Origin of the sequence: Aeromicrobium sp. S22 (assembly GCF_009661045.1) — a bacterium.
Classification (GTDB): Bacteria; Actinomycetota; Actinomycetes; order Propionibacteriales; family Nocardioidaceae; genus Aeromicrobium; species Aeromicrobium yanjiei.
This window is the reverse complement of record NZ_WJWV01000002.1, coordinates 335,021-361,545: the sequence shown is the minus strand read 5'-3', so window position 1 is coordinate 361,545 and position 26,525 is coordinate 335,021. Positions and strand designations below refer to the sequence as shown.

28 protein-coding genes and 1 tRNA gene are annotated in these 26,525 nt (G+C 70.1%); 17 read left to right on the top strand and 12 right to left on the bottom strand.

All coding sequences use genetic code 11. From position 1 onward, the window contains the following. Nucleotides 1-324 precede the first annotated feature (324 nt). Complete coding sequence (locus GEV27_RS10440; RefSeq protein WP_153652593.1) at nucleotides 325-1,923, top strand: ABC-F family ATP-binding cassette domain-containing protein; 1,599 nt, start codon at nucleotides 325-327, stop codon at nucleotides 1,921-1,923. 15 nt (nucleotides 1,924-1,938) lie between these two features. Here GEV27_RS10440 and GEV27_RS10435 read toward each other — a convergent pair whose 3' ends face one another. After that, a complete protein-coding gene (locus tag GEV27_RS10435) occupies nucleotides 1,939-2,718 on the bottom strand; it encodes an SURF1 family protein (RefSeq protein WP_153934217.1) in 780 nt (259 codons plus the stop codon). A 69-nt stretch (nucleotides 2,719-2,787) separates the two neighbouring features. Between GEV27_RS10435 and moaA the strand changes: the two genes are divergently transcribed. Beyond that, nucleotides 2,788-3,774, top strand: coding sequence for a GTP 3',8-cyclase MoaA (moaA, locus tag GEV27_RS10430; RefSeq protein ID WP_153652595.1), 987 nt, complete (start codon nucleotides 2,788-2,790; stop codon nucleotides 3,772-3,774). A 4-nt stretch (nucleotides 3,775-3,778) separates the two neighbouring features. Here the strand turns inward: moaA and GEV27_RS10425 are convergent, their stop codons facing one another. Beyond that, nucleotides 3,779-3,970, bottom strand: a complete 192-nt coding sequence (locus GEV27_RS10425) for an acetone carboxylase (protein ID WP_153652596.1) — start codon at nucleotides 3,968-3,970, stop codon at nucleotides 3,779-3,781. Further along, nucleotides 3,963-4,301, bottom strand: a complete 339-nt coding sequence (locus GEV27_RS10420) for a DUF3099 domain-containing protein (RefSeq protein WP_153652597.1) — start codon at nucleotides 4,299-4,301, stop codon at nucleotides 3,963-3,965. Before GEV27_RS10420 ends, GEV27_RS10425 begins: the two co-directional genes overlap by 8 nt. Nucleotides 4,302-4,344: 43 nt before the next feature. Here GEV27_RS10420 and GEV27_RS10415 point away from each other — a divergent pair, with 43 nt between their 5' ends. Then, a complete protein-coding gene (locus tag GEV27_RS10415; protein ID WP_153652598.1) occupies nucleotides 4,345-4,560 on the top strand; it encodes a dodecin in 216 nt (71 codons plus the stop codon). Nucleotides 4,561-4,563: 3 nt separating this feature from the next. On the opposite strand, the gene GEV27_RS10410 is transcribed toward GEV27_RS10415, so the two are convergent. Further along, a complete protein-coding gene (locus tag GEV27_RS10410; protein WP_153934216.1) occupies nucleotides 4,564-5,766 on the bottom strand; it encodes an MFS transporter in 1,203 nt (400 codons plus the stop codon). An 81-nt stretch (nucleotides 5,767-5,847) separates the two neighbouring features. On the opposite strand from GEV27_RS10410, the gene GEV27_RS10405 reads away from it, so the two are divergent. Further along, nucleotides 5,848-6,165: a helix-turn-helix transcriptional regulator gene (locus tag GEV27_RS10405; protein WP_153934215.1), complete on the top strand. Its 318-nt coding sequence runs from the start codon at nucleotides 5,848-5,850 to the stop codon at nucleotides 6,163-6,165. On the opposite strand, the gene serB is transcribed toward GEV27_RS10405, so the two are convergent. Next, nucleotides 6,162-7,373, bottom strand: coding sequence for a phosphoserine phosphatase SerB (serB, locus tag GEV27_RS10400; protein WP_153934214.1), 1,212 nt, complete (start codon nucleotides 7,371-7,373; stop codon nucleotides 6,162-6,164). The genes GEV27_RS10405 and serB overlap by 4 nt on opposite strands. 81 nt (nucleotides 7,374-7,454) lie before the next feature. Between serB and GEV27_RS10395 the strand changes: the two genes are divergently transcribed. The 4 genes from GEV27_RS10395 to GEV27_RS10380 all read left to right on the top strand — a co-directional run bounded on the left by GEV27_RS10395 (nucleotide 7,455) and on the right by GEV27_RS10380 (nucleotide 10,761). After that, nucleotides 7,455-8,285: an ABC transporter ATP-binding protein gene (locus GEV27_RS10395; protein ID WP_153652602.1), complete on the top strand. Its 831-nt coding sequence runs from the start codon at nucleotides 7,455-7,457 to the stop codon at nucleotides 8,283-8,285. After that, entirely contained in the window at nucleotides 8,282-8,731 is a 450-nt protein-coding gene (locus GEV27_RS10390; protein ID WP_153652603.1) for an NfeD family protein, read from the top strand. The genes GEV27_RS10395 and GEV27_RS10390 overlap by 4 nt, the downstream gene beginning before the upstream one ends. Next, nucleotides 8,731-9,843 carry an SPFH domain-containing protein gene (locus tag GEV27_RS10385; RefSeq protein ID WP_153911354.1) on the top strand — a complete coding sequence of 371 codons (1,113 nt, stop codon included), beginning with the start codon at nucleotides 8,731-8,733 and terminating at the stop codon, nucleotides 9,841-9,843. Before GEV27_RS10390 ends, GEV27_RS10385 begins: the two co-directional genes overlap by 1 nt. A 102-nt stretch (nucleotides 9,844-9,945) precedes the next feature. Beyond that, nucleotides 9,946-10,761, top strand: a complete 816-nt coding sequence (locus GEV27_RS10380; RefSeq protein ID WP_153934213.1) for a lytic transglycosylase domain-containing protein — start codon at nucleotides 9,946-9,948, stop codon at nucleotides 10,759-10,761. Nucleotides 10,762-10,863: 102 nt separating this feature from the next. Here the strand turns inward: GEV27_RS10380 and GEV27_RS10375 are convergent, their stop codons facing one another. Further along, the gene (locus tag GEV27_RS10375; RefSeq protein WP_153934212.1) at nucleotides 10,864-11,391 is read right to left on the bottom strand and encodes a YbhB/YbcL family Raf kinase inhibitor-like protein; all 528 of its coding nucleotides are present in this window, start codon (nucleotides 11,389-11,391) and stop codon (nucleotides 10,864-10,866) included. Nucleotides 11,392-11,409: 18 nt separating this feature from the next. Between GEV27_RS10375 and GEV27_RS10370 the strand changes: the two genes are divergently transcribed. Next, the gene (locus GEV27_RS10370; protein ID WP_153652607.1) at nucleotides 11,410-12,216 is read left to right on the top strand and encodes an RNA methyltransferase; all 807 of its coding nucleotides are present in this window, start codon (nucleotides 11,410-11,412) and stop codon (nucleotides 12,214-12,216) included. Here the strand turns inward: GEV27_RS10370 and GEV27_RS10365 are convergent. Beyond that, entirely contained in the window at nucleotides 12,213-13,112 is a 900-nt protein-coding gene (locus tag GEV27_RS10365) for a DUF5343 domain-containing protein (protein WP_153911353.1), read from the bottom strand. The two genes, GEV27_RS10370 and GEV27_RS10365, sit on opposite strands and share 4 nt — an antisense overlap. A gap of 88 nt (nucleotides 13,113-13,200) precedes the next feature. Continuing rightward, entirely contained in the window at nucleotides 13,201-13,806 is a 606-nt protein-coding gene (def, locus tag GEV27_RS10360) for a peptide deformylase (protein WP_309222167.1), read from the bottom strand. A gap of 176 nt (nucleotides 13,807-13,982) precedes the next feature. On the opposite strand from def, the gene GEV27_RS10355 reads away from it, so the two are divergent. The 4 genes from GEV27_RS10355 (at nucleotide 13,983) to GEV27_RS18070 (ending at nucleotide 17,396) form a co-directional block, all read left to right on the top strand. Then, nucleotides 13,983-15,299, top strand: a complete 1,317-nt coding sequence (locus GEV27_RS10355) for an acyl-CoA dehydrogenase family protein (RefSeq protein WP_309222166.1) — start codon at nucleotides 13,983-13,985, stop codon at nucleotides 15,297-15,299. Nucleotides 15,300-15,313: 14 nt separating this feature from the next. Beyond that, nucleotides 15,314-16,534 carry an acyl-CoA dehydrogenase family protein gene (locus tag GEV27_RS10350; RefSeq protein WP_153934211.1) on the top strand — a complete coding sequence of 407 codons (1,221 nt, stop codon included), beginning with the start codon at nucleotides 15,314-15,316 and terminating at the stop codon, nucleotides 16,532-16,534. An 86-nt stretch (nucleotides 16,535-16,620) separates the two neighbouring features. Next, nucleotides 16,621-17,070 (top strand): MarR family winged helix-turn-helix transcriptional regulator, encoded by a 450-nt coding sequence (locus GEV27_RS10345; RefSeq protein ID WP_153934210.1) that lies wholly within the window; start codon nucleotides 16,621-16,623, stop codon nucleotides 17,068-17,070. Next, a complete protein-coding gene (locus GEV27_RS18070) occupies nucleotides 17,067-17,396 on the top strand; it encodes a DUF952 domain-containing protein (RefSeq protein WP_309222165.1) in 330 nt (109 codons plus the stop codon). Before GEV27_RS10345 ends, GEV27_RS18070 begins: the two co-directional genes overlap by 4 nt. On the opposite strand, the gene GEV27_RS10335 is transcribed toward GEV27_RS18070, so the two are convergent. After that, complete coding sequence (locus tag GEV27_RS10335) at nucleotides 17,374-18,420, bottom strand: zinc-dependent alcohol dehydrogenase family protein (protein WP_153934208.1); 1,047 nt, start codon at nucleotides 18,418-18,420, stop codon at nucleotides 17,374-17,376. The two genes, GEV27_RS18070 and GEV27_RS10335, sit on opposite strands and share 23 nt — an antisense overlap. 42 nt (nucleotides 18,421-18,462) lie before the next feature. On the opposite strand from GEV27_RS10335, the gene GEV27_RS10330 reads away from it, so the two are divergent. Beyond that, nucleotides 18,463-18,822: an FKBP-type peptidyl-prolyl cis-trans isomerase gene (locus GEV27_RS10330; protein ID WP_153934207.1), complete on the top strand. Its 360-nt coding sequence runs from the start codon at nucleotides 18,463-18,465 to the stop codon at nucleotides 18,820-18,822. A 123-nt stretch (nucleotides 18,823-18,945) separates the two neighbouring features. Here GEV27_RS10330 and hrpA read toward each other — a convergent pair whose 3' ends face one another. From hrpA to GEV27_RS10315, 3 genes are read right to left on the bottom strand one after another with little or no spacing between them, the layout of a single operon-like run. Continuing rightward, on the bottom strand, nucleotides 18,946-22,542 hold the full coding sequence (hrpA, locus tag GEV27_RS10325) for an ATP-dependent RNA helicase HrpA (RefSeq protein ID WP_309222164.1): 3,597 nt from the start codon (nucleotides 22,540-22,542) through the stop codon (nucleotides 18,946-18,948). After that, nucleotides 22,539-23,321, bottom strand: coding sequence for a CPBP family intramembrane glutamic endopeptidase (locus tag GEV27_RS10320; RefSeq protein WP_309222163.1), 783 nt, complete (start codon nucleotides 23,319-23,321; stop codon nucleotides 22,539-22,541). Before GEV27_RS10320 ends, hrpA begins: the two co-directional genes overlap by 4 nt. A 3-nt stretch (nucleotides 23,322-23,324) precedes the next feature. Then, nucleotides 23,325-24,230, bottom strand: a complete 906-nt coding sequence (locus GEV27_RS10315; RefSeq protein ID WP_153934206.1) for a neutral zinc metallopeptidase — start codon at nucleotides 24,228-24,230, stop codon at nucleotides 23,325-23,327. 72 nt (nucleotides 24,231-24,302) lie between these two features. Here GEV27_RS10315 and GEV27_RS10310 point away from each other — a divergent pair, with 72 nt between their 5' ends. The 3 genes from GEV27_RS10310 to GEV27_RS18065 all read left to right on the top strand — a co-directional run bounded on the left by GEV27_RS10310 (nucleotide 24,303) and on the right by GEV27_RS18065 (nucleotide 26,488). Next, nucleotides 24,303-25,580 carry a DUF445 domain-containing protein gene (locus tag GEV27_RS10310; RefSeq protein WP_243839029.1) on the top strand — a complete coding sequence of 426 codons (1,278 nt, stop codon included), beginning with the start codon at nucleotides 24,303-24,305 and terminating at the stop codon, nucleotides 25,578-25,580. A gap of 185 nt (nucleotides 25,581-25,765) precedes the next feature. Further along, nucleotides 25,766-25,850, top strand: a tRNA-Leu gene (locus tag GEV27_RS10305). A gap of 167 nt (nucleotides 25,851-26,017) precedes the next feature. Beyond that, nucleotides 26,018-26,488 carry an N-acetyltransferase gene (locus tag GEV27_RS18065; protein WP_194840001.1) on the top strand — a complete coding sequence of 157 codons (471 nt, stop codon included), beginning with the start codon at nucleotides 26,018-26,020 and terminating at the stop codon, nucleotides 26,486-26,488. Nucleotides 26,489-26,525: the final 37 nt, after the last annotated feature.

Sequence of the window (26,525 nt, the reverse complement as noted above, 5' to 3'; positions counted from 1 at the left end):
CGCCTCCCGTCCGCTGACGCGCGCCTCCCGGCGTGGGGTGACGGAGGGTGAGGGTTTGGGGTTGCTGACGCTGCCGCAAGCCCTCATCGTTCGTCCCGGCTGGCCGCGAGGCGACGTGAGATGAGGGATTGCGGCTGTTGGGGGTGCCGTAAGCCCTCATCGTTGGTCACCTGCGTGTGACTGCAAACACCACAACTCTCCCCTCGGCGGACGTAACCCTCCCCTCAGCGGGGGCGTACGATGAACAGGTGAGTTTCTACCAGCGGGAGTGACGTCGAGCCCTGGCTCCGTCGACCCCCCACTCACCCATATCGAAGGTTGTTCATGCTCACCGTCTCCAATGTGGAGCTGCGCTTCGGCGCGCGCGTCCTGATGTCCGATGTCTCGTTCCGTGTCGACAAGGGCGACAAGGTCGGGCTCGTCGGACGCAACGGCGCCGGCAAGACCACCCTGACGCGGATGCTCTCCGGCGACGGGCAGCCCGCGGCCGGGTCGATCACGTCCACGGGCAAGATCGGCTACCTGCCGCAGGACCCCAAGTCCGGTGACCTGTCGACGACCGCGCGGGACCGCATCCTCGGCGCACGCGGCCTCGACGAGGCGCTCACCGCGATGCGCAAGGCCGAGATCGACATGGGCTCGCCCGATCCGGAGATCGCCGAGAAGGCCATGAAGTCGTACAGCCGCGCCGAGACGCTGTTCGGTGCCGGCGGCGGGTACGCCGCGGAGTCCGAGGCTGCCACGATCTCACACGCGCTGGGACTGCCCGATCGCGTGCTGGAGCAGCCGCTGTCGACGCTCTCGGGCGGTCAGCGCCGCCGCATCGAGCTCGCGCGCATCCTGTTCTCCGACGCCGACACGCTCCTGCTGGACGAGCCGACCAACCACCTGGACGCCGACTCGGTCACCTGGCTGCGCGGCTTCCTCAAGACGTTCAGCGGCGGCGTGGTGATCATCAGCCACGACGTGGACCTGATCGAGGAGACCGTCAACAAGGTCCTCTACCTCGACGCCAACCGCGGCACGATCGACATCTACAACATGGGCTGGGCGTCGTACGTCAAGCAGCGCGAGGCCGACGAGGCCCGGCGCAAGCGCGAGCGCGCCCTGGCGGTCAAGAAGGCCGACGCCCTGACGAGCCAGGCCAACAAGTTCCGCGCGAAGGCGTCCAAGGCGTCCACCGCCCAGCAGATGCTGCGCCGGGCCGAGCAGCTTGTCTCCGGCCTCGAGGGCGAGCGCGTGCAGGACAAGGTCGCCAACATCAAGTTCCCCAAGCCCGCCCCGTGCGGCAAGACCCCGCTCATGGCCGAGGGCCTGTCCAAGTCGTACGGCTCGCTGGAGATCTTCACCGGTGTGGACCTGGCGATCGACCGCGGCAGTCGCGTCGTCATCCTGGGCCTCAACGGCGCGGGCAAGACGACCCTGCTGCGCATGCTGGCCGGCACCCTCACGCCCGACACGGGCGAGCTGCAGCCGGGCCACGGCCTCAAGATCGGCTACTTCGCGCAGGAGCACGAGACCCTCGACACCTCCCGCACGGTGCTGGAGAACATGCAGGCCTCGGCCCCGCAGCTCACCGACACCGAGGCGCGCAGCGTCCTGGGATCGTTCCTGTTCAGCGGCGACGACACCTCGAAGCCCGCAGGCGTCCTGTCCGGCGGCGAGAAGACCCGTCTGGCGCTCGCGAGCCTCATCGTCTCCAGCGCCAACGTGCTGCTGCTCGACGAGCCGACCAACAACCTGGACCCCGCGTCACGCGAAGAGGTCCTGCGCGCCATCCGTACGTACGAGGGAGCCATCGTGCTCGTGTCGCACGACGAGGGCGCCGTGCGGGCGCTCGAGCCCGACCGGGTGCTGCTGCTCCCCGACGGCGACGAGGACCTGTGGTCCGAGGACTACCTCGACCTCGTCACGCTGGCCTGAGAGCGGCCGGCCCCGTCAGCTGACGGGGCTGCGCTCCTTCGCCGGCGCGAATCCGTCGATGCGGGTCGGCTTGCGGCGCTCCTTGGCCTCGGCGCGCGCGAACCAGAAGTAGCCGACGACGGCCAGCAGGGCGAAGAACCACCACTGCAGGGCGTAGAAGAAGTGCGGGCCCTGGCCGAGCTCGGGGTGGGGCTGGGCGGCCAGGTCGTCCGACGCCGGGGGCGTCTGCTCCTGCAGGTTCACGTAGCCGTCGAGCAGGTCGTACGGCACGAAGTCGGCCATGCCCTCGCTGGACACCGCGCGGACCTGGCCACCGTTGGGCTTGACCGCGTCCCCGCCGGCTCCGTTGTTCTGCCGCAGCCAGCCCTCGACGGTGACCTCGCCGCTCGGCGGCTCCGACACGTCGGGGCGGGTGACGTTGTTCTCGGTCTCGACCCAGCCGCGGTTGATGAGGATCGCGTCACCGGAGTCGAGGACCAGGGGAGTGATCACGTCGGCGCCCGGGGCGCCGTCGCGGGTCGTGAACTTGACCGTGACCTCGTGCTCGACGTCGTACGTGCCCGTCGCCCTCACCCGGGTCCACTCCGAGGTCTCGTCGACCTTGGCGCCGGCCGGCAGCGCCTTCGTCAGGTCGATCGGGTCGGCCTTGAAGTGCGCCGTGATGACGTCGTTGCGGTCCAGGCGGTGCTCGAGCTTGTGCATCTGCCAGAGCCCCAGTCGAGTGCAGACGGCCGCCAGGATGACCACGAAGATCGCGAATCCGATCCAGCGCGCACTCAAGATGAAGCGATACACACCCCGACGTTAGTTCGTCGCCCCAAAGATCACTCAGCCGGGCTGGGAGGGGGCGCCTAGGATGAAGCAATGGAGCTGATCGACAGTCACGGGCGGGTGGCGACCGATCTGCGCGTGTCGCTGACCGACCGCTGCAATCTGCGCTGCCAGTACTGCATGCCCGCCGAGGGACTTGACTGGCTGCCCACCGAGGACACGCTGACCGACGACGAGCTGGTCAGGCTGATCACGATCGGCGTCGAGGTGCTGGGCATCCGCGACGTCCGCTTCACCGGCGGCGAGCCGCTGCTGCGTCGCAGCCTGCCGGCGATCATCGCGGCCACCAAGGCGCTGCCGTCCAACCCGCGCACCGCGATGACGTCCAACGGGCTCGGGCTCAAGCACACCGCGCGCGCACTCGCCGAGGCCGGACTGGACCGGGTCAACATCAGCCTCGACACGACAGATCCCGCGACGTTCGAGCGCATCACCCGCCGCAACCGGCTCCACGACGTGGTCGCCGGACTCGCCGCCGCCCGCGACGCGGGCCTGACGCCGGTCAAGATCAACGCGGTGCTGCTGCGCGGCATCAACGACCTCGAGGCGCCCGATCTGCTGCGCTGGGCCATGGACCACGACTACGAGCTGCGGTTCATCGAGCAGATGCCCCTCGACGCCCAGCACGGCTGGAACCGCGAGGCGATGGTCACCGCCGACGAGACCCTCACACTGCTGGGCGAGCACTTCACCCTCACGGGCCTCGACGGACGTGGCTCGGCGCCCGCGGAGAAGTTCCTGGTCGACGACGGACCGCACACGGTCGGCATCATCGGGTCCGTGACGCGGCCGTTCTGTGGTGACTGCAACCGCGTACGCCTGACCGCCGACGGCCAGATCATGAACTGCCTGTTCGCCCGCGAGGAGTCCGACCTGCGCGCCGCGATGCGCGGGGGAGCGTCCGATGTGGAGATCGCCGAGCGCTGGGCGGCGGCGATGATGACCAAGCTGCCCGGCCACGGCATCGCCGACCCGACGTTCCTGCAGTCGTCGCGTCCGATGTCCGCGATCGGCGGCTGACGCCCTACTCGACGGGGACGGTCTGCTTCCAGAAGCCGCGGGCCCCGAGGAATGCGCGGAGCGTCTCCTCGTGCTCGTCGCACGCGAGCCAGATCTTGCGACGATCGGGCGTGTGCAGCTTGGGGTTGTTCCACATGACCTGGTGCTGTGCCTCGGCCGGGCACCCCTTGGCCGAGCAGATGAGCGCCTCAGCCATGGTCGAGGGGGGTCGAGCGGGGGCCTTCGATCTGCTTGCCCGGCTCGGGGCCGAACGGCGACGGGCCGTCACCCTTCTTGCGGACGCCCGCATTGGCGAAGATCACCGCGACGTACGGCAGGAAGATCGCGCCGACGAACATCAGCCAGCCGATCACGGCCCACGGCATGGGCTGCATGACGAGCACGACGCCGCCCAGGAAGCACACGGTGCGGACCAGCATCGAGAACGCATAGCGCTTCTCACGTCGAACCCGATCCTGGGTCTGCGACTCCGCCGCGGACGTGATCGAGAAGACCTGCTGCTTGCGGGGTTCGCGTGACTCGGGCACCCTCCCACTCTACGTCGGGGCTCCGAGGCTGCATGATGGGCACATGACTGACCGCACATACCGCATCACCGAGATCGTCGGCACCTCTCCGGATGGCATCACCGAGGCGGTGGACAACGGCATCAGGCGCGCGGGCCAGACCCTGCGCCACCTCGACTGGTTCGAGGTCACCGGCATCCGTGGACAGATCACCGACACCGACGTGTCGCACTACCAGGTGACGATGAAGCTGGGCTTCCGCCTCGAGGACGACGAGTGATCCTCAGTCCCGGGTCGTGAACGTCCGCAACAGCGCGGCCGACGCCGCCAGCACGACGACGACCGTGCCGTAGACGTACGTCGTCTCGGCCAGACCCAGGTGTGGCGCGGCGATGCCGGCGGCGACCGCCGGCACGCCGAACGCCAGGTAGCTCACGACGTACACCGACGCGAACAGCTCTCCACGCTCGTGCGGTGCCGCCGTGGGTGTGATGGAGCGCATGATGCCGAAGAACGACGCGCCGAAGCCCGTCCCCGCGACGACGGCGGCCGCCACGAAGGCCGCGTAGGAGCCGGCGGCGAGGGCCAGGAGCGACAGTGCCGTCCCGGCGGCCAGCGCCGTGGTGCCGAAGATCGTGACCTGGCGGGGCGAGTGGTGGCGCGCGACGAAGCACGTCACGGATCCGACGCCGGTCAGCACCGCCACCACGAGACCCTGCTCGAGGTGGGTCGTGCCGCCCAGCTCCTGCCCGACCAGGGGAGCGCCGAGCGACAGGTAGAGACCGCCGGTCGCCCACCCCGCGAACACCGCGGGGGCGCTGCGCAGGAACGCTGCCCGGGCTGCCACGGGCAGGCCCACCCGGGGCAGGAACGAGCGCGCGAGTCCCGTGCGCCGGGGTGACGTCTCGGGCACGAGCCACACGGCCGCGGCGATCACCAGGTACGCCGCGGTGAGCCCGCCGAACACGACGGCCGGCGCGGACGACGAGTGGTCGAGCAGCAGGCCCGCGAACAATGCGCCGGCTGCGAGCCCGCCGAGCGGGCTGACGCTGTTGAGGGTCGCGGCCGACCCCGGCCGAGTCGGCGGCTCCAGATCGACCACGGCGGCCGAGAGGGACGACATGAGCAGGCCTGCGGCGACGCCCTGCACGATCCGGGCCGCGAACAGCACGGCGACCGTGTCGGCGTGCCAGAACGCGACCATGCTCACGGCCAGCACGACGAAGCCCGCCGAGACCACCGGCTTGCGGCCCAGGTGATCCGAGAGCGACCCGGCGACCAGGAGCGTCAACAGGAGCGCGACGGCGTACACCGCGAAGATCGCCGTCATGGTGGCGGCGGAGAAGCCGATCTCCTGCTCCAGCACCGGGTAGAAGGGCGAGGGGGCGCTGGCGCCGACCATCAGCGCGACGACGGCGGTCACTGCGAGCGCGAAACCGTAGGTGCGGAGGGTGCGGCCGGGACGGGCGGCGGTGATCACGGTCATGTCGGCTCGCAGATCGTTCGAAAATTATGGAACTCGAGCGACTCTACTCGACTTTCACCATTGTTCAAGTATTCTCGAACCATGGCGACGATTGCACCGCTGCCGCACCCGGCCATCGAGGACGTCGCACTGACCGACGTCCTGTTCGCGCTGAGCGACCCGGCGCGTCTGGAGATCGTGCGCGAGCTCGCGGACGGCCCGCTCGGGATGGCCGAGTGCGGGGCCACCAACCCCGACCTGCCCAAGTCGACCAAGTCGCACCTCATGAAGGTCCTGCGCGAGGCCGGCATCGTCCGCAACGAGCCCGACGGGCGGCGCCGGGTCGTGACCCTGCGACGCGACGAGCTCGACGCCGCGTTCCCGGGCCTGCTGGACTCGGTGCTGGGCGCCCGCGACTAACCGGCGTCGGCGGCGTCCGCCGCCTCGACCTCCTCGCGCGTGATGCCGAGCAGGTAGATGATCGCGTCGAGGTAGGGGACGTTGACCGACGTCCTGGCCTGCTCCTGCACGAGCGGCTTGGCGTTGAAGGCGATGCCGAGGCCCGAGGCGGCGAGCATGTCGAGGTCGTTGGCTCCGTCGCCGATCGCGACGGTGTTCTTGACCGGGATGCGCGCGGCCTCGGCGAACGTGCGCAGCGCCTCGGCCTTGCCCGCGCGGTCCACGATGCGCCCCGAGATGCGGCCGGTCAGCCGCCCGTCGACGACCTCGAGATCGTTCGCGGCGTAGTAGTCGATGTCGAGCTCGGCCGCGATCTTCTCGATGATCTGGGTGAAGCCGCCGCTCACGAGCGCGAACCGGTAGCCGAGGCGCTTGAGCGTACGGATCATGGTGCGGGCGCCCGGCGCGTACGTCAGCGTGTCGTAGACCGCGTCCAGCGCGGACTCCTCGACGCCCTCGAGCAGCGCGACCCGGGCGACCAGCGACTGGGCGAAGTCGAGCTCGCCGCGCATCGCGGACTCGGTGATCCGGGCGACCTCGTCCTCGCACCCCGCGTGGGCGGCGATCATCTCGATCACCTCGCCCTGGATCAGCGTCGAGTCCACGTCCATCACGACGAGGCGCTGGGCGTGGCGCAGGATGCCGTTCTCCTGCACCGCGACGTCCACGCCCTGCTCGTACGCCACGGCGGCCAGGTCGGCCTGCAGCTGATCGGGATCGGCGCCCGAGACCTCCATGCGGATCGCGGTGACGGGATAGCGCGCCATGCGGACGATCCGGTCGATGTTGCCGCCGTCGTCCTTGATCCGCTGGGAGATCGCGGCCATCGCGGCCGGCTGCAGGGGAGCGCCCAGCACCACGACCTGGGACCGGCCGACGCGGCGGGGGCGGTTGTCGCCCGTCCCGTGCTCGACGCTGACCTCCAGCCCGAACGCTGCGCCCACCGAGTCGACCGTCGCGGCGAGGGCGTCGACGTCGGACGGGACGGTCAGCAGGACGCTCAGGATGAGGCGTCCGCGGACGACGAGCTGCTCGACGTCGATCACCTCGACCCCGTAGGGCTGCAGGTCGGCGAACAGGCGCGTCGTGACGCCGCTCTGGTCGGGACCGGTGAGGGTCACGAGGACGGTGGGGTCGGTGAAGTGCAGCGTGGGCACGGGATCGGTCATCGCACCCGAGGCTATCGCTGAGCCTCACCGGGCTCGCGATAGGTTGACACCACCGCCCCGCACCGCCGACCAGGAGGGTTCATGCCTGCAGCTTTCGAGCTCACCCACGTGAGTGTGGAGCGATCGGGCAAGGCGTTGCTGGATGACGTGAGCTGGACGGTCGGTGAAGGTGAGCGCTGGGTCGTGCTCGGTCCCAACGGAGCGGGCAAGACGACCCTCCTGCAGGTCATCGGGGCCATGCTGCACCCGACCAAGGGCACCGTCGAGATCCTCGGCGACACGCTCGGCCAGGTCGCCGTCGCCGAGCTGCGCACCCGCATCGGCCACACCAGCACCAAGGTCGCCGACCGCATCCCCCCGGCCGAGTCCGTCCGCGACGCGGTGCTGTCGGCCGCCCACGCGGTGACCGGGCGCTGGCACGAGGAGTACGACGAGGAGGACCTCGCCCGTGCGGAGCAGATCCTGGGCGAGTGGGGCGTCTCGGCGCTCGCGGGCCGGACCTTCGGCACGCTGTCCGAGGGTGAGCGCAAGCGCGTGCTGATCGCTCGCGCGCTCATGACCGATCCCGAGCTGCTGCTTCTCGACGAGCCGGGCGCAGGACTCGACCTCGGTGCGCGCGAGGACCTGCTGGCGAGCCTCGAGATGCTCTCCCGCGCCGACGACTCACCCGTGCTGGTGATGGTGTCGCACCACGTCGAGGAGATCCCGGTCGGGTTCACCCACGTGCTGCTGATGCGCGACGGCAAGGTCGTCGCGCAGGGCCCTCTGGAGACGACCCTGACCGCGGACAATCTCGGCGTCACCTTCGGCCAGCGCATCGCGCTGGACCGCGCGGGTGGACGCTATGCGGCTCGTCGGGCAGCATACGGACGACGCGCCGACCGAAGCCACCAGACAGGGGACACCGCATGATCGACTGGATGCAGGAGCACGCCTGGGCGACCTGGCTCGGGCTGGCCGTGGTCCTGGCGCTCATCGAGCTCGTGAGCCTCGACCTGGTCCTGCTGATGTTCGCGATCGGGGCCCTGTCGGCCGCGGTCGTCGCGGCGGTCGGTGGCCCGGTCTGGCTCGCGATCGTCGTGTTCGCGCTCGTGTCGGTGATGCTGCTGTTCCTGGTCCGTCCGCCCGTCGTCGAGAAGCTGCACGCCGGGCCGACCCTGAAGACCGGTCCCGAGGCGCTGGTCGGCGCCACCGGCATCGTGGTCGAGCCCGTCACCCCGCTGGACGGACGCATCCTGTTGCGCGGTGAGATCTGGTCGGCTCGCGCGATGGACGACGCTGCGTACGAGACCGGCCACCACGTCCTCGTCACCCAGATCGACGGCGCCACCGCCGTCGTCACCTCCAAGGAGATCTGATGTCAGCAGCACTCATCGTGCTCATCCTGCTCGCCGTCCTGGCGATCGTGGTCGTCTCCATGACGGTCAAGATCGTGCCCCAGGCGCGATCGGGGATCGTCGAGCGATTCGGCAAGTACCGCACGACCCTGTCGGCGGGCCTCAACATCGTCGTGCCGTTCGTCGACAAGGTCCGCTACGTGATCGACCTGCGCGAGCAGGTCGTCTCGTTCCCGCCGCAGCCGGTCATCACCGAGGACAACCTCGTGGTCTCGATCGACACGGTCATCTACTTCCAGGTGACCGACCCGGTCGCCGCGACGTACGAGATCGCCAACTACATCCAGGCGATCGAGCAGCTCACCATGACGACGCTGCGCAACATCACCGGTGGCATGACGCTGGAGCACGCGCTGACCAGCCGTGACCAGATCAACTCCGGCCTGCGCGGCGAGCTGGACTCCGCGACCGGCAAGTGGGGCATCCGCGTCAACCGGGTCGAGCTCAAGGGCATCGACCCGCCGCCGTCGATCATCGACGCGATGGAGCAGCAGATGCGCGCCGAGCGCAACAAGCGTGCCGCGATCCTCACGGCCGAGGGCGAGCGCCAGTCCGCGATCCTGACCGCCGAGGGCGACAAGCAGTCGGCCATCCTGACCGCCGAGGGCCAGCGCCAGGCGCAGATCCTCACCGCTCAGGCCGATCGGCAGGCGCAGATCCTGCGCTCGCAGGGTGAGGCCCAGGCCATCCAGACGGTCTTCCAGGCCATTCACGACGGCAACCCGGACCAGAAGCTGCTGTCCTACCAGTACCTGCAGATGCTGCCGAAGATCGCCGAGGGCGACAACGCCACGACGTGGATCATCCCCGCCGAGCTCACCAAGGCGCTCGGCACGCTGGGCGGCACGATCGGCTCGATCCCCGTCGACGGTGGCGGCAGCAAGACCCGCGTGGACTACGACGCGTCGATCGAGGACGACGTCGCAGCCGACACCGCGGCGACCAACGAGGCGGTCCAGGAGGCGCTGGACGCGGCCAAGGCGGCGGAGAACCCGGCGACCACTGCCGCGGACCTGCCGTCGCAGGAGGAGCCCCCGCCGCCGCCCCCCGCGGGCGGGACTCCGCAGGCCTGACACCGGCTGGGCGAGGCGTTCTGTGCAGACGCGCGGATACTGAAGAGGTGACCGCGTGCACGCAGGACTCCTCGCCCGACCGGGTGCGCCCGTGAGCGCGCCATGAGAAGGGTCGAGTCCAACGGGGACCGCTCGACGAACGGCCTGCTGCTCGCACTGAGCGGCGTCCTGGTCGTCGCGGCCGCGCTCATCGCGGTCTCGGCGCTGACAGTGGGCACCGACGACGTCCCGGACCGCTCCACCGGGCAGCCTCCCGTCACGCAGCAGCTGCCGGCACCGACAGCGACGCCGACCACCACGATGGCTCCGGTCCAGCCGGCCGACGAGGCCGTCAGGCCCGAGCCGGCCCGCGTCCGCTCGGGCGTCGCCCCGGCCTGGGTGGACCGGATCGCGGCGGGCACCGGGATCGGGCCGGTGGCCGTGGAGGCGTACGGCGCGGCGTCGCTGCGCCTGGCCAGGGAACGGCCCGCGTGCCGGCTGGGCTGGACGACCCTCGCGGGCATCGGCGCGGTCGAGTCGGGCCACGGCACCGAGGGCGGTTCCCGGCTGCGCACCGACGGGACCACGACCCGCAAGATCCTCGGGCCCGCGCTCGACGGCACGGCAGGCAGCGGGAGCATCCGCTCGGACCGGGACTCCGCGCGCCTGCACGGTGACGCGCAGTGGGACCACGCGATGGGACCCATGCAGTTCATCCCGTCCACGTGGCAGCGCTGGCGCTCCGACGGCAACCGCGACGGGGTCGCCGACCCGCACAACATCTTCGACGCGGCCTACGCGGCCGGGCGATACCTGTGCGCATCCGGCGGTGACCTGACGACCGGCCCCGGGTGGACCCGGGCGGTGTTCTCCTACAACCACTCCGACGCGTACGTCCTCAGCGTCCTGGCCCGGGCCAACCGCTACGCAGGCGACTGACCCCGGGCCCGACAACCCAGCCCAGATTTGCGGACTCCTGCACGGTTCCGCCCCTCCGGGGCGGTGCAGAACTCCGCAGATCTGGGCTGGGTGGGGGGACGGTCAGTGGGCGTACGTGCCGTGGATGATCGCGCGACCCAGCGTCTTGAACGCCAGGTTGAAGCCGACGACCGCGGGGGAGACGGACGAGTCGACGCCCAGCGTCTCCTCGCCCACCGCGTGGACCACGAAGAAGTAGCGGTGGACCTGATCGCCCTCCGGCGGCGCCGCGCCGGTGAAGCCGAGGCCGCCGCCGTCGTTGCGCACGTGGAACGCGTTGCCGGGCAGGGTGTCGTCGGAGGCGCCGGCGCCCGCGGCGAGCTCGGTCACGTCGGCGGGGATGTCGACGGCGACCCAGTGCCAGAAGCCGGACACCGTCGGCGCGTCGGGATCGAAGCACGTGACGACGTACGACTTGGTGCCCTCCGGGGCGCCGCTCCACGACAGCTGCGGCGACGTGTCGCCGGCGGCGGCGACCTGGTCGTCCTTGAGGGGCTGGCCGTCCGTCACGTCGTCACTCTTCACGGTGAACGAGGCGACGGCGGGCAGCAGCGGGTACGGATCGGGTGTGACGGGGCGTTCGAGGCTCATGGTCGATAGGCTAACGCGGTGGCTGCGATCGTACGACTGGACGACCTCGATGATCCGCGACTCCGGGACTACGTCGACCTGCGCGACGTCCAGCTGCGGCTGCAGCTGGAGTCCGAGCGCGGTCTGTTCCTGGCCGAGGGGGAGAAGGTCGTGCGGCGCGCGGTCGAGTCCGGGCACCGGCCCCGCTCGTTCCTGATGTCGCCGCGCTGGCTCGACGGCCTCGCCGACATCCTCGACGCCACCGACGCGCCGTGCTTCGTGCTCGACGACGCCGCGATCGAGAAGCTCACGGGATTCCACGTGCACCGCGGGGCGCTCGCGGCCCTCGAGCGTCCCGACCTCCCGTCGCCCGAGCAGGTGCTGGCGGACGCCCGCCGGGTCGTGGTGGTCGAGGACCTGGCCGACCACACCAACGTGGGCGCGATCTTCCGCAGCGTCGCGGCGCTGGGCTTCGACGCCGTGCTGCTCTCGCCGCGGTGCGCGGACCCGCTCTACCGCCGGGCCATCAAGGTCTCGATGGGATCGGTGTTCTGGCTGCCGTACGCCCGCGTGGACGACTGGTACACCGCCCCCGACCTGCTGCGCGCCGCGGGCTACACGACGTACGCGATGACGCTCGCCGACGACAGCGTGCCGATCGACGAGGTGGACCACGACGTCGAGCGTCTGGCGCTGGTCGTCGGATCCGAGGGCCACGGTCTGAGCGCGCGCTGGGAGCAGGGGGCGGACCACCGCGTCACGATCCCCATGGCGGCGCAGATCGACTCGCTCAACGTCGCGTCGTCCGTCGCTGTCGCGTGCTGGGAGCTGCGCGCCCGCGCCTAGGTGTCCTGGGTGTCGAGTGCGCGGCCGATGAGCGCCAGCGCTGCTGCGACGACCTCCGCGACATAGACGACGGTCTCCTCCGAGGTCGGCGTGTAGAACGTCGGGTGTGCGCAGTCGTCGCGCCGCTGGAGCAAGATGCCCAGGTCGTCGACCTCGGCGAGATCGACGAGGCCGAGCTGCGACAGCATCTCGAGCAGGAGCTCGCCGCTGGTGTGCATCGAGAGGTCCTCGACGGTCGTGCCCTTCCAGGAGGGGCGGACCGCGCGCACCGCGCCGAACTCGTCGGCCGCGAGGATCGTCAGCGCGGTCGCGGCGAAGGCGTTCCACACCGAGACGTGCGCGGGGCGGTGCAGCTCGTGGCTGAGGCACTCCAGGGCCTCGCTGTGCGCCGCGGTGAGGCGTCGCATCGCGGTCAGCCGCTCGCGGGCGGTGAGCTTGATCGTCCCCGACGGCTGCTGCTGGGTGGGCACGAGGACCGTCACGGTGAAGTCGGAGTGCTCGCACAGCACCAGGAAGCACTCGGCGGTGCGGGCGATGTGGTGCTCGGCGTACTCGGTGTGCCGGCGGATGACCCGGGCGAGGGCCTCTGCCGGCTGGTCGTAGGCGTCGTTGAAGCGCTGGAACAGCGGCGCGTACGCCGACCGCACCGCGGTCGCGAGGACGACGGCGGACTGGTCGGGGCGGCGGTAGCGGCTCCAGATGATCGTGGGGCGGCCGGCGCCGTCGATGAAGCCCAGGGCTCGCAGGAGCCCGACCATGTGGATGCCCTCGCCCTCCGGGAGGCCGTTGGCCTCGAGGAATTGCCCGGTGACCTTGCGGGGGACGGTGGCCGAGCGGATCGTGCGCAGCACGATCGGGATCGACGACGGGACCGTCGTGTGTGGCATCCCTGCCATCGATCCCTCCTTCATTCGTCCGGCCCCAAATCTACCGGGCGGCACCCACAGATCACGCAGCCCGGCGTCGCCGCCGGGAGCGGTGGGTTCAGTCCTCGTCGTCGTCGACGAGGATCGTGACGGGCCAGTCGTCGGGGTAGTTGTCGGCCAGCTCCTGGTGCTGCTTGTAGAGCTTCTTGCGCGCCCGCTCGGGGACACGGTCGCCGAACACGGTGCCGAAGAGGTGATCGGTCTCGTGCTGCAGGCAGCGGGCCAGGAGACCGGTGCCGTGGAACTCGACCGGATCGCCGTTCTCGTCCTGACCGGTCACGTGGGCGACGTCGGGGCGGGCGCACGACGTGAATGCGCCGGGGAGCGACAGGCAGCCCTCGTCCTCGTCCTCGAGGTGGCGGTCCTTGCCCTCGGGCAGCGTGAGGACGGGGTTGCACACCACGCCGCGGACGATGTTGTCGTCGCCGTCGGGGCAGTCGAACACGAAGACCTTGAGATCGACGCCGACCTGGTTGGCGGCCAGGCCCACGCCGCGGGCTGCGTACATCGTGGCGACCATGTCGGCGACCAGGGTTCGCAGCTCGTCGTCGAAGACCGTCACGTCGGCGAGCTCATGGTGCATGACCGGCGTCCCCCAGCGGGTGATGGGCAGGACGGAGCCTCCCTCGGGCAGGGGACGGGACTGGGAGGCGAGGCTTGACACGTGGACGGGGCTCCTTGGGTTCGGTGGCCCAAGGTTATCCGGCTGGCGACCCGGCCCGAGGTGCTGGCCCCCCGGGCCCGAGGTGGAATACGATGGTCACCCCGACCGCGTAACTCCCAGTTACATGGTCGTCGGGGCGGGCATGCTCGCCCGCACACACACTTCGAGGAGTTCTTGTGGCCACTCGGCGAGACCCCATGGGCATCGGGCTGGCGGTGCTGAATCGCATCGCGAGCTCATCGGCCGTCGACAGGCTCGGCCTGCGCAGGACTGCGGAGCGCGCGGTGTACGAAGGGGCGAGGAGCGGTTTCCGCGTCGCGGGCGCCACCAGCCGGGCCTTCCGGCACGTCAAGGGCGGCGGCGCGCCCGCGCGTCTCGCGCGTACGCCCGACAGCGGTGTGTTCGACCTCGAGCCGACCGAGGACCAGCAGATGATCGTCGGGGTCATCCGCGAGTTCGCGGCCGAGGTGCTGCGTCCCGGCGCGGCCGAGGCCGAGAGCGCGAATGACACCCCCAAGGAGGTGCTTGCGCAGACCAGCGAGCTCGGCCTGCCGCTGCTCAACATCCCCGAGAGCCTCGGGGGACTGTCCGAGGATCGCTCGGCCGTCACGGGGGTGCTCGTGGCCGAGGCGCTCGCCGAGGGCGACATGGGCCAGGCCGTCGCGTGCCTGGCGCCGGCCGCGGTCGCCACGGCGATCTCGCTGTGGGGCTCCGACGCGCAGCAGCAGACGTACCTGCCGGCCTTCGCGGGTGACGACATCCCCGCCGCGGCGCTCGCGATCGCCGAGCCCCGGCCCCTGTTCGACCCCTTCGGCCTGGAGACCACGGCAGAGGCCACCGACGACGGTTACGTGCTCAACGGGGTCAAGTCCGGTGTCGTCCGCGGCAGCGAGGCCGAGCTGTTCGTCGTGGCGGTCGAGCTCGACGGCGGCGATCCGATGCTCGTGCTGGTGGAGTCCAGCACGCCCGGCGTCACGATCGAGGCCGATCCGAGCATGGGCCTGCGGGCCGCGGGGCTGACCCGGTTGATCCTGGACGACGTGCGGATCGACCGCGACGCGGTGCTCGGCGAGGGCAGCGCGGACGACTACCGCGAGTGCGTCCGGCTGTCCCGCCTCGCGTGGGCCGGGCTCGCGCTCGGCACCGGAGCGGCCGTCCTGGACTACGTGAAGGACTACGTCAAGACCCGCTCGGCGTTCGGCGAGCCCATCGCGCATCGCCAGGCGGTCGCGTTCATGGTCGCCAACATCGCGATCGAGCTGGAGGGCATGCGCCTGGTGACTCTGAAGGCAGCGTCCCGTGCCGAGCAGGGCCTGGACTTCTCCCGCGAGGTCGCGCTCGCCCGGCGGCTCACGGGGGAGTACGGCATGAAGATCGGCACCGACGGCGTCCAGCTGCTGGGTGGCCACGGCTTCGTCAAGGAGCACCCGGTGGAGCGGTGGTATCGCGATCTGCGAGCCGTCAGCCTGATGGAAGGAGCAGTCCTCGTCTGAGGGCGGACCACGTCATGATCAATCTTGAGACCCCCCGCAAGTTCCGTCCGTTCGTCCAGCAGGCGCACCAGGTCGCGCAGGAGTTCCTGCGCGCCAACTCCCGCAAGTACGATCTCGCCGAGCACGCCTATCCCAAGGAGCTCGACCTGCTCGCGTCCCTCGTCGACGGGATGGCCGACTCGGGCCAGGGGCAGGGCGCGGGCGCGGCCGGCGTACGTCGCGGGGACGACGACGGGGACGCCAGGACGAGCAAGGTCCGCAACGGCGCCAACATGTCGTCGGTGCTGTCCGTGATCGAGATGTGCTGGGCCGATGTCGGCCTGCTGCTGTCGATGCCACGCCAGGGGCTCGGCAACTCCGCGATCGCCTCGGTGGCCAACGACGAGCAGCTCGAACGTTTCAAGGGCACGTGGGCCGCGATGGCGATCACCGAGCCGGGCACGGGATCGGACTCGGCGAACATCTCGACGACCGCGGTCAAGGACGGCGACGCGTACGTCCTCAACGGCGAGAAGATCTACGTCACGTCGGGGGAGCGGGCCGACTCCGTCGTCGTGTGGGCCACGCTCGACAAGAGCCTCGGCCGGGCGGCGATCAAGTCGTTCCTCGTGCCCAAGAGCCTGCCCGGCATCCGGGTCGAGCGGCTCGAGCACAAGCTCGGCATCCGCTCGTCCGACACGGCCGTCATCGTGCTGGACAACTGCCGCGTGCCGGCCGAGAACCTGCTGGGCAGTCCGGACATCGACACCAAGCAGGGCTTCGCGGGCGCCATGGCGACCTTCGACAACACCCGTCCGCTGGTGGCCGGCATGGCCGTGGGCTGCGCGCGGGCGGCGCTCGAGGACACCCGCGAGCTGCTGGAGGCCGCCGGCGTCGTCATCGACTACGACCGTCCCGCGCAGACCCAGTCGTACGCCGCGGCGACCTTCATCGCGATGGAGGCCGACTGGGAGGCGGCCCTGCTGCTGACCCTGCAGGCCGCGTGGATGGCCGACAACCGCAAGCCCAACTCGATGCAGGCCTCGATGGCCAAGGCCAAGGCCGGCCGCATCGGCAACGAGATCACCCTGCGGTGCGTCGAGCTGGCCGGCACCTACGGCTACAGCGAGCGCGAGCTGATCGAGAAGTGGTCGCGGGACTCCAAGATCCTCGACATCTTCGAGGGCACGCAGCAGATCCAGCAGCTCATCGTGGCCCGGCGGCTGCTCGACCTGACCTCGTCCGAGCTGCGCTGAGCGATGACCGAGCGATAGCGACATCCTCTCTCCGCTGTTCCGACCGGAGGGGAAGGGCGTTCGGGGTTGTTCTCTATGATGCAGCCATGACGAGCGAACTCCCGGCCGATCTTGACGTCGACTACGAGCTGACACGGTTCGTCCGCCGTGTACGAGGGCGCAGCCTCCGCTCCCTGGGAGACATCCACCCCCGCCTCGACTACGGCACGTTCACGTTCCTGCTCGCGATCTGCGACGCCCCCGACGGCATCCGCGGATCGGAGATCGCCGAGGAGCTCGGGGTGCACAAGTCGACTGCGAGCCGCGCGATCGCCTCGATGGAGAAGCTCGGGCTCATCAGCCGTGTCCCCGATCCCGACGACGGCCGGGCCCACCTGCTCGTGGCTCGTCCCGAGACGCAGGAGAAGGTCGCGGAGTACCGCCGCAAGAGCCACCAGGTGCTGATCGGCCTGCTCGACGACTGGACGCCCGAGGAGGTCGCGACCTTCGCCCGCAGTCTCACCCGGCTCAACGACCGCGCCGAAGGTGCTCTGTGAGGATCTTCCACCTCGCGACGGCGGACGCGTGGGCCGAGGCGCGGAGCCGCGGGACGTACACGGTCTCGACGCTGGGTCTCGACCTGTCCGACGTGGGGTTCATCCACTGCTCCCAGGAGGGGCAGGTGGACGGCGTCCACGAGCGGTTCTACCGCGAGGTCGCTGAGCCGCTCGCCCTGCTGGAGATCGACACCGACCTGCTGACGTCCCCGTGGCAGCTCGATGACGTGCCGGGCCAGCCCGAGCCCTTCCCGCACGTGTACGGGCCGATCAACGCGGATGCGGTGGTCGCGGCGGAGCCGTTCAGACCGTCAGCATCGACTTGATCGCCGTACGCTCGTCCATCGCCCGGTAGCCGTCGGCCACCCGGTCGAGCGGAAGGGTGAGGTCGAAGACGTCGCCGGGGCGCACGGTCCCGGCGAGGACGTCGGGGAGGAGCTCCTCGATGTACGCGCGAGCCGGTGCCACGCCGCCGCCGATGCCGATGTTGCGGCCGAACATCGTGGGCAGGTCGACGACCGCCTCGTGCGGGATGCCGACGTAGCCGATGCGGCCACCGGGGCGGGCGCTGCGGATCGCCTGCTCCATGCTCTCCTTGGTGCCCACGCACTCCAGGACGTGGTCGGCGCCGATGCCGTCGAACATCTCCTTGACCTGTGCGGCGCCCGCCTTGCCGCGCTCGGCGACGATGTGATCGGCACCGAACTGCTTGGCCAGCCGCTGGCGGTCCTCGTGCCGGCTCATCGCGATGACCGAGGCGGCGCCGAGTCGCTTGGCCGCGAGCACGGCGCTGAGGCCGACGGCGCCGTCGCCGACCACCACGACGTTGCTGCCGGCGGTGACCCCCGCGGCGAGGGCGGCGTGGTGGCCGGTCGGGAAGACGTCCGAGAGGGTCAGCAGGTGGGCGACCATGTCCTGGTCGGGTTGGGTGGGGGTCGCGACGAGCGTCCCGTCGGCCTGCGGCACGCGGACGATCTCGCCCTGACCGCCGTCGTTGTCCAGGCCCTGACGGTCCGGGCTTCCCCAGATGCCGCCGTTGCGGCACGAGGTGTGGACGCCGTGGCGGCACAGCAGGCAGGTGTTGTCGGCGTACATGAACGGAGCGATGACGAAGTCGCCCGGCGAGAGGGTCGAGACGCTCGCGCCGATGGACTCGACGATGCCGACGAACTCGTGCCCGATGCGTACCGGATGGGCCGGCGGGTGGATCCCGCGATAGGGCCACAGGTCGGAGCCGCAGACGCAGGAGGCGACGACCCGGACGATCGCGTCGGTGTCGTGCACCAGCTGCGGGTCGGCGACCTCGTCGAGGCGGATGTCACGGGGGGCATGGAGGACGGTGGCACGCATGGGCGACATTGTGGCAGCGTGGGGATGTGGAAGGATCGGAGCATGACCGAAAAGCCTGAAATCGACTTCATCGAGGGCCCCGCGCCCACCGAGCTCCAGATCACCGACCTCATCGTGGGCGACGGACCCGAGGCCGTCCCCGGTGGCGTCGTCGACGTCCACTACGTCGGCGTCGAGTTCGACACCGGCGAGCAGTTCGACTCCTCGTGGGACCGCGGCCAGTCCGCTCGTTTCCCGCTGCCGCAGCTGATCAAGGCGTGGCAGGAGGGCATCCCCGGCATGAAGGTCGGCGGTCGCCGTCAGCTCGTGTGCCCGCCCGAGCTCGCGTACGGCCCCGCCGGTGGCGGCCACCGCCTCTCGGGCAAGACGCTCGTCTTCGTGATCGACCTCCTGGGCGTCTGACCCCGTCGTCGGTTTCCCACGGTCCCGTGGGGATTCGTCACTTCCCTAGCGTTTCGACGCGAGGGAGGTGCGCAAACCCCACGGTCCCGTGGGAAACCGGCAACCCCCGGCAACCGCGGGCGGTCAGAGGGCGTCGACGAGGGCGGTGACGCGCTTGACCGAGACCGGGAACGCGGTCCGCAGGTTCTGGGCCAGGAGGCTCAGGCGGAGCTCCTCGAGGGCCCACCGGACGTGCTGCACCTCCGGTGAGAGCCGAGCCCACACCGACAACGATGCGGTACGCGCGTGGAACCGGGCCTCCAGCTCCTGCGTCGCGAGCAGGTCGTCGGTGAGCGGCGCGTCCAGCCTGCGCTTGGCCGCCTGCAGGTACAGCGGCAGCCGCCGCAGCTGCGCCACCCCCGCGTCCCGGATGAACCCGGGGTAGATCAGCCATGACAGCTGCACGCGTACGTCCTCGCCCGCCTCGGTCGCCGGCAGCGGCGTCACCTCGCCGAGAGCCTGCAGCGTCGCGATCACCGCGTGGACGGCCTGCTCGGTCTCGTCGTACGCCTCGGCGCGCACGGCGTCGTGCAGCAGGCCGAACGTCACCTCGTCCCACACCGGCCCGCCGTGCCGCACCACGAGCGACTCCAGGGCCGCGAGCCAGCACTCCTCGATGACCGCGGCCGCGTCCTTGTGCGGGCCCGTCGACAGCAGCAGCTTGGCGTGCAGGTCGAGCGCGCGTCCCAGCTGGGGCACGGGGGTCGGCAGGGCGTACGACAGCAGCCGCGCCTGACCCTTGACCATCGCGACGGACTGCTCGGCGGCGGTGTCGAGGATGCGCAGGGCCACGGAGGCCCCCTCGTCCACGAGCGCCGGATAGCCGGTCACCTGGCCGGCCGTGATCGTCGGCTCGATCGTGCCGACGTCCCACCAGCGCAGCCCCGCGCGCTCCTCCTGTCGCGCGACCTTCGTCAGGTCGGCCCGCACGTGGCTGGACAGCTCCTTCCGCAGCGCCTGGAGATCCTTGCCGCGCGCGAGCTCGACCCCGCCCTCGACCACACGGAAGGTCACGCGCAGGTGCGGCGGCAGCGAGTCGAAGTCGAAGTCGTCCGCCGACACGATCGTGCCGTTGAGCAGCCGCATCTGGCGGGCGAGCTCCTCGCTGAGATCGGACGCGGACGGGTCCATCGCCTCGACGAGGCGCGGAGCGAACTGTCCCGCCGGCACGAACTCGCGCCGCAGGCGCTTGGGCAGCGACCTGATGAGCTCGGTGACCAGCTCGACGCGGTGACCCGGCACGTGCCAGTCGAACGCGCGGTCGTCCACGGTCATCAGGCGATCCACCGGCAGGTCGACGGTCACCCCGTCGTCCTGCATACCGGGCTCGAACGCGTACGTCAGCGGATAGGACTCGCCGTCGGAGTGCCACTCGCGCGGGAACTCGTCGTCGGCCCCCTCGGGCCCGTCGCTCAGCATCGCGGGATCGAACGTCAGCAGGTCGGGGTCCTTGCGACGCGCCTGCTTCCACCACGAGTCGAAGTGCCGCGTCGACACGACGTCGGCGGGCACCCGCTGGTCGTAGAACGCGTACAGCGTCTCGTCGTCGACCCGCAGGTCGCGCCGCCGCAGCCGCTCCTCGAGCTCCTCGACGCCCTCGATCATCCGCTGGTTGGCCGCGAAGAACTCGTGGTGCGTACGCCACTCGCCCTGCACCAGCGCGTGACGGATGAACAGGTCGCGGGAGACGACCGGGTCGATCTTGCCGTATTGCACCAGCCGGTCCGCGATCAGCGGGATGCCGAACAGCAGCACCTTCTCGCGGGCCATCACCGCACCGCGGCGACGTGACCAGTGCGGCTCGCTGTAGACGTGGTTGACCAGGTGCGCGCCGACCTCCTCGGCCCACTCGGGCTGGATCTTGGCGGCCGTACGCCCCCAGAGCCGTCCGGTCTCGACGAGCTCGGCGACCATCACCATGCGCGGAGGCTTCTTGGCGAGGCCGGAGCCCGGGAAGATCATGAACTTGGCCTGGCGGGCGCCGAGGTACTCCCGGCCGTCGGTGTCGCGCAGGCCCACGTGTGAGAGCAAGCCGCTCAGCAGCGCCTGGTGGACCCGGTCGGGGTCCGCGCCGACTGCACCGGGCTTGAGCCCGAGCTCCTTGGCCGTGCGCCGCAGCTGCGCGTGCACGTCCTGCCACTCGCGGATGCGCAGCCAGTGCAGGAACTCGTCGCGGCACAACCGGCGGAACGCCGAGCTCGACAGCTCGTCGCGCATCTCGCGGATGTACTTCCACAGGGTCAGGTAGGACAGGAAGTCCGAGTCGGGCTCGCGGAAGCGGCGGTGCATCTCGTCGGCAGCCTGTTGGTGCTCGAGCGGACGCTCGCGAGGGTCCTGGATCGACATGGCCGAGACGATCACCAGGACGTCGCCGAGGCAGCCGAGCTGGTCGGCGGCCAGCAGCATGCGCGCGAGACGTGGATCGGTCGGCAGCGTCGACATGCGCCGGCCGATCTTGGTCAGCGCCCGGCCACCCTTCTTGGTGTCCAGGGCCCCGAGCTCGTACAGCAGGTTGAGGCCGTCGCTGACCGCGCGCGAGTCCGGCGGGTCGAGGAACGGGAAGTCCTTGATGTCGCCGAGGTCGAGGGACGCCATCTGCAGCAGCACGGACGCCAGGTTGGTGCGCTGGATCTCGGGATCGGTGAACTCGGGACGACTGTCGTGGTCCTCCTCGGAGTACAGCCGGATGCAGATGCCGTCCGCGACGCGGCCGCACCGCCCGGCGCGCTGGGACGCGCTGGCCTGCGAGATGGGCTCGATCGGCAGGCGCTGCACCTTGAGCCGCTGGCTGAAGCGCGAGATGCGGGCCAGGCCGGGGTCGATGACGTACCGGATGCCGGGGACCGTCAGGGACGTCTCGGCGACGTTCGTCGCCAGGACGATGCGGCGGCCGGGGTGGCTGCTGAAGATCTTCTGCTGGTCGGCGGCGGCGAGCCGTCCGTAGAGCGGCAGGATCTCGGTGCGCGGGTACTTCTTGCCGTTGAGGTGGTCGGTCGCGTCGCGGATCTCGCGCTCGCCGGACAGGAACACCAGGATGTCGCCCTCGGTGGGCAGCTCGGAGACGGCCTGGGCGATCGCGTCGAGCTCGTCGTCGGCGCCGGTCTCGGCCGGCGGGCGATAGCGGATCTCGACCGGGTACGTCCGGCCGCTGACCTCGATGACGGGCGCGTCGAACATCTCCGCGAAGCGCTCGACGTCGATCGTCGCGGACGTGATGACGACCTTGAGGTCGGGACGTCGGGGGAGCAGCTGCTTGAGGTAGCCGAGCAGGAAGTCGATCGACAGCGACCGCTCGTGGGCCTCGTCGATGATGACCGTGTCGTAGCGGGACAGCCTGCGGTCGCGCTGCAGCTCGGCCAGGAGGAGACCGTCGGTGACCAGCCGGATCGCGGTCGCCTCGCTGGTCTGGTCGTCGAAACGGACGGCGTAGCCGACCTCGGCGCCCAGGTCGACCTCGCACTCGTCGGCGATGCGCTTGGCGACCGAGCGGGCGGCGATGCGGCGCGGCTGGGTGTGCGCGATCGCGCGGCGACCCAGCTCGTACGCGATCTTGGGCAGCTGCGTGGTCTTGCCGGAGCCGGTCTCGCCGGCCACCACGACGACCTGGTGGTCGCGCATCGCCGCAGCGATGTCGTCGTGGCGATCGGTGATCGGCAGCGCCGGGTCGTACGAGATCTTCACTTCAAACCCAGGGACTCGGCGAACAGGAGGTAACCGACAAAGGCTACGACGTCGAGCAAGGTGTGGGCGACGACCAGCGGCATGACACGCCGGGAGCGGTGGAACCAGTAGCCGAAGACCAGGCCCATCACGAAGTTGCCGATGCCCGGGCCGACGCCCTGGTAGAGGTGATAGCTGGCCCGCAGGGCGGCCGCGGCGACGATCGTCGCCGGGACGCCCCAGCTCATCTGGCGCAGCCGGGTCATCAGGTAGCCGATGACCACGACCTCCTCCAGCACGGCGTTCTGCACCGCCGCAAGGATGAGGACGGGGATCGTCCACCAGTACTCGATGTCGGGCGACGGGATGATCTCGGCGGTGATCCCGAGCGCCCGGCCGGCGAAGTAGAACGCGAGACCGGGGATGCCGATCAGCGCGAAGAGGCCGAAGCCCGAGAGCGCGTCGAAGCGCCAGCGCGCGCGGTCCAGGCCGAGGCGGCGCGTGACGGGCTCGCGGACGGGGTCGAGCGAGAGCAGGTAGAGCACCAGCGCGACCGGCACGAGGGCGAACCCGATGCCGAGCACCTGGTAGATGAAGTCGAAGACCTGGCGGTCGTCCTGCGTGCTGTTGAGCGTCGCGGTCTGGTCGCGGAGCCCGCCCGGGAGCGTGGCCTTGCGGATCAGGCTGACGAGGGCGTACACCCCGGAGGCGCCGAGCGAGAGGCCGAGGACGATCCAGATCTCGAGCCCCAGGGGCCTGCGGTCCCAGGGGGCGTCCTCGGGGCTTACGGGATCAGCCACCGCTCACAGATCGTTCGTGCTGAACGTGTCGCAGGCGTTGACCGTGCCGCTCTCGTAGCCCGCGAGGAACCACTTCTGGCGCGACTCGCTCGAGCCGTGGGTCCAGGTCTCGGGGTTGACGGTGCCGCCGCCGAGGTCTTCCTGGATGTGGTCGTCGCCGACCGCGGACGCCGCCGAGAGAGCCGAGCGGATGTCGGCGTCGGTGAAGGGCTTGAGGAGCGTGTTGCCCTGGTCGTCCTTGGTGGTGGCGGCGTGATTGGCCCACACGCCCGCCATGCAGTCGGCCATGAGCTCGATGCGTACGCCGCCGCTCAGTGGACCCGTCTTGCGGTCCTGGCCCTTGGCCAGGAAGCCCAGGATGTTCTCGACGTGGTGGCCGTACTCGTGCGCCACGACGTACTCCTGCGCGAGCGCTCCGTCGTCGGCGCCGAAGCGGCTCGTGAGCTCGTCGAAGAAGCTCGCGTCGATGTAGATGCGCTCGTCGCTGGGGCAGTAGAACGGACCCGTCTGGTTCGAGGCCGTGCCGCAGGGGCTCTGGGTCGAGCCGGAGTAGATGACGGTCTTTGCCGCGCGGTACTGGCGGCCGACGTCCGCGGGAAGGGCGTCCTGCCAGTAGTCCTGCACGCTGTTGACGGTGCCGATGATGCGGCACGTGTCGTCGCGGTTGGCGTCCGCGCCGGTCTTGCACTGCTCGAAGGACTGCTCGGAGGTGGCGCCGCCCGGCTGCACCTGGCCCTGGTCGTACGGGTTCGCGGCGCTGCTGCCGAGGGAGGTGAGGTCGACGCCGAGGAAGGCGCCGATCAGGACGATGACCAGGGTGCCGATGCCGCCGCCGATCGCGAGTCCGCCGCGTGAGCCACCGCCCGTCACCTGGCTGGTGTCGAGGTTCGAGCCCTCGTTGAAGCTCATGCGGCGATCCCGTGGTTCATGTCCGGAAGTCTACGCAGCGCGGGCGTCGCCGCACGGGACTACTGTCGCCGTGTGACCTCGACAGATGCCGCCAGTCTTGCCATGCCCGAGGGGATGTCCGCGGGTGACGCCGTACGTCGCAGAGGGCTGCGCCGGATGCGGGCGCTCGCCCTGTCCCTGCTCATCCTCGCCGCGATCATCTATGTGCTGACCCGCGATCACGACTCGGGCTTCCTCGGCTACGTCAATGCCGGGTCGGAAGCGGCCATGGTCGGCGCGATCGCCGACTGGTTCGCCGTGACGGCGTTGTTCCGCCATCCCCTCGGGCTGCCGATCCCGCACACCGCGATCATCCCCAAGCGCAAGGAGGCGCTGGGGGAGAGCCTGCAGGAGTTCGTCGCGGACAACTTCCTCAAGGAGGACGTCATCCGCGAGCGGATCGGCTCGGCCGGGATGAGCCGGCGGGTCGGGGAGTGGCTCGTGGTCGGCAAGCACTCCGAACGCCTCGTCCACGAGGGATCCCGGATCCTGGCCGACGCCCTGTCGCACGTCCGGGAATCAGACGTCGCCGCAGTCGTCCAGGAGGCCCTGATCCCGCGGCTGAAGGAGGAGGAGCTCAGTCCCGTCGTCGGCCAGCTGCTCGAGGAGGTGCTGCGCGACGACGCCCACCGCGGGCTCGTCGACCTGGCCGTCGACGAGCTGAGCCGCTGGCTGGCCAGCAACCACGACGAGGTGGCGGCCCTGATCGAGAACCGCGCACCGTCGTGGACGCCGCAGTGGCTCGACAAGCGGGTCGCGACCTGGGTCCACGAGCAGGTCGTCGAGTGGGTCGCCGACATCGGCCGGACGCCCGACCACAACGCCCGCATCGCGCTCGACAACTGGCTGCGCGATCTCGCCGACGGGCTGCAGCACGACCCCGACACCATGGAGCGGTTCGAGCGCCTCAAGGAGCGGATGCTGTCGCAGCCGCGGCTCAGCACGACGTCCGTCCAGCTGTGGGAGGCGCTGCGCCGGGCGCTCATCGGGTCGCTCGGCGACGAGACCGGTCTGCTGCGCACCCGTGCGAACCAGGAGATCGACAAGCTCGGTCACCGGTTGATCGACGACCCCGTCCTTGCCGAGCGGGTGGACACCACGATCGCCGACATCGCGTCGTACGCGGTCAACAACTACGGCCACGAGGTCGCCACGGTCATCTCGGCGACGGTCAACCGGTGGGACGGCAAGGAGACCGCGGACCGCATCGAGCTGCACGTCGGCCGCGACCTGCAATTCATCCGTATCAACGGCACCGTCGTGGGCGGCCTGGCCGGAATCGTCATCCATGCGATCTCGACGGTCATCTGACTCTCAAGGTCTGGTGGAGGGTTACCCACACGTGTGGACAACCTGTGGGTAACGCACCGCGCTGATCGTTGGCATTCCAAGGCGTGCTGCTCGTGTGCCGGCTGAACGGCATCCCGGGTTCGGCACCCGGAGGGACGTTTGTTAGAGTTCAGTGCTGCACCGCGCCCCACCAAAACGGGGTGCATGTCCGGGTGGCGGAATGGTAGACGCGCTAGCTTGAGGTGCTAGTGCCCGGTTACGGGCGTGGGGGTTCAAGTCCCCCCTCGGACACACAAGAAAAGTGGCCCTGAACTGCGGAAACGCAGTCGGGGCCACTGTGCATTTGCGGCCATGGGAGCACATGCCGTCGGGCGTCGAGTCGAGGATCATCGTCGGCACAGCAGCCGCGACCGCGACAGTCGCTTGTCTCCCGCGGGAGGGTGCGTTTGCATGAAGCGGTGTCTTACCTCATCAGGGAGCGGCAAGATCTGGATCTCGAAGCCTGCGCCGCGATACTCGCCCAGGTGCATGTCGACCAGCGTTATCCCGTCCGATGGCCCGACGATCCTCGCGCCTGGCTGACGTATGCCGATGCAGCAGCTGCCTGGGTGGCGGTGCGGGACGGCCAGGTCATGGGTCATGTGTGCGTGGCTCGAAATCATCCGATGCCGCCGGAACTGACGCTCGAGCGCCTTTTCGTATCGCCCGATGCGGCGGGGTCTGGTGTGGGTGGAGCTCTGGTTGACCATGCGAGCAGGTGGGCGGCAGAGCGCGGACTTCGATTGACGCTCGACGTGGCCGAGAACTGCGCCCGCGCCATCGCCCTGTATGGACGGCTTGGTTGGCGCCTGACCGGGCGGACCCCGATCGACTGGGGCGACGACGCAGCGCAATTTCTCCTTCACTTCGATGCCCCGCCGGCCAGCTGAGCAGGCCGCGCTCATGGAGTCCCAAGACGGGATGTCG